This window comes from Ectobacillus sp., from assembly GCF_056992975.1.
In genome coordinates, this window is the sequence record NZ_JBXKMX010000231.1 from 1 (window position 1) to 2,022 (window position 2,022).

Below are 2,022 nucleotides of genomic sequence, written 5' to 3' on the forward strand. Positions count from 1 at the left end.
GTGTAGAAACAGGAGAGACGATGCCCATCTTAAATTTAGGTGGTGGCTTTGGCATTCGCTATACGAAAGAAGATACTCCTCTTCCCGTTTCCACGTATGTAAAAGAGATGACGGATACCGTACGTGCACAGTTTACAAGTCGAAACTATCCTATTCCAGAGATTTGGATTGAACCAGGTCGTAGTATCGTAGGAGATGCTGGAACAACCTTATATACAATTGGATCGATAAAAGACATACCAGGAATTCGCAAGTATGTTGCCGTGGATGGAGGCATGACAGATAACATCCGTCCTGCTCTTTATCAGGCATCCTATGAAGCATTGCTTGCTAATCGAGCAAAGGAACAACCTGAAGAAAAGGTATCCATTGCAGGAAAATGTTGTGAGAGTGGAGATATGCTTATTTGGGATATTGACTTGCCAAAAGTAGCATCTTCGGATGTATTAGCGGTATCGTGCACAGGAGCATACGGATATTCTATGGCAAGTAACTATAATCGTATTCCTAGACCTGCTGTTGTATTTGTTAAAGATGGAAAATCAAAAGTTGTTGTAGAACGAGAAAGTTATGCTGACCTTGTGAAGAATGATCGTTTGAACACGAATCATTTTGTCTCACAACCAATCGTGTAACACCAATTCAAAAACTCGGTGTAATGAGTAAAAAAGGCGAGTAGGAAAAACGTCCAATTGAGTCGTTTCTCCTGGCTTGCCTTTTTTATGCAGCATATTTTTGCATAAAGTCTCATATAATGAAGTGCACGATTCGTGACGAGGAGAGTTTATATGAGAAATACGGCATTGTTTGTTATGGATGTGCAGCCACCTTATCTAAATGCTGTTACACCAATTGAATACACAGATATGCCTGCAATGCTACGCACAATTAACGAAGCAATTGATAAAGCTAATCATCTTAATATAGTAGTTGTTTATGTAGCAACCCAGCACAATGGGGGCGATTGGTGGAAGAAATGGCGGTATCATATGGATGCAACAGAAGGTAGAATAATGCTCGACCCTCGTTTGAAAATTATAAATGATATAGTATTTACAAAAAGACGAAGTAGTGCGTTTTCTAATGATAGGCTTGCTGTTTTTATAAGGGAATGTAAAATTCATCACATAATAGTGGTAGGCCTTTTGGCTGAAACAACTATTCGCAGTACCGCACTTCAGGCTAAAAAAAAGGGATTTCATGTAACTATTGTGGAAGATGCCATTGCTGGAACAGATGCGGATAAGAAGCAAAGTGTGTGTACCTATATGGCTGGGGAAGGAATTATTGTTCGTAAGCTATGTCAAGTATTTAGTATGGAATCAAGCCTTTCTTATGAAAGAAATGATACCACATTAAACAAATTGAAAAAATGGGATTGAAAATATTTGGAATTGTGTTACTATTATAAAAAATACTTATCCAGAGTGGTGGAGGGAACTGGCCCGATGAAACCCGGCAACCTGCTACAGGCAAGGTGCTACTTCCAGCAAAATGGTATCCATTTTGAAAGATAAGGTAAAATTGTTACCTCAACAGTCTTTTCGAAATGGAAAAGATTTTTTGTTTTTAAGAAAGGAAAATAGAGGGGGTTGACTGTTGTGGTAGTAGAGGAACAATTAAGGCAATTGACTGAAACCATTAAGACAATGTTAGGTGATATGAAATATGGATCTATTACACTTGTTGTCCAAGATGGAAAAGTGATTCAACTAGAGAAAAACGAGAAAGTACGTTTAAAATAGCATATATTCGCTGACTAGAAAAACTAGAGGCGGTCTTATCTTACATTAGGATAAGACTGCCTTTTTTAGTTGGCTTTTATTCTGTATGTAAGTTACGTATTTTCAACAGTAAAGGAGAATAGGCAATGATAACGTATGAAACATGGGAAGATTCAGAGCTTTCGTTTACAGACAATGATGAAACAAAGGGAGCTCTTTCTGTAGTCCGCTGGGCGTATGAGCAATACGGGGAAGATATCGTGTACGCGTGTAGTTTTGGAATCGAAGGAATTGTACT

Annotated in this window: 3 protein-coding genes, 1 pseudogene and 1 riboswitch; all 4 genes and pseudogenes read left to right on the top strand. The window is 38.4% G+C overall.

Features of this window, described 5'->3' with window-relative positions:
• The coding region (locus AC11ZT_RS10750) for a diaminopimelate decarboxylase family protein (RefSeq protein ID WP_484059588.1) at positions 1-635 on the top strand (635 nt) is incomplete at its 5' end.
• Positions 636-788: 153 nt separating this feature from the next.
• The gene (locus AC11ZT_RS10755; RefSeq protein WP_484059589.1) at positions 789-1,382 is read left to right on the top strand and encodes a cysteine hydrolase family protein; all 594 of its coding nucleotides are present in this window, start codon (positions 789-791) and stop codon (positions 1,380-1,382) included.
• 33 nt (positions 1,383-1,415) lie between these two features.
• A riboswitch (SAM riboswitch) is annotated at positions 1,416-1,520 on the top strand.
• 108 nt (positions 1,521-1,628) lie between these two features.
• Complete coding sequence (locus AC11ZT_RS10760) at positions 1,629-1,745, top strand: YezD family protein (RefSeq protein WP_484059590.1); 117 nt, start codon at positions 1,629-1,631, stop codon at positions 1,743-1,745.
• A gap of 125 nt (positions 1,746-1,870) precedes the next feature.
• A pseudogene (locus AC11ZT_RS10765) lies at positions 1,871-2,022 on the top strand (phosphoadenylyl-sulfate reductase); the annotation flags it as partial.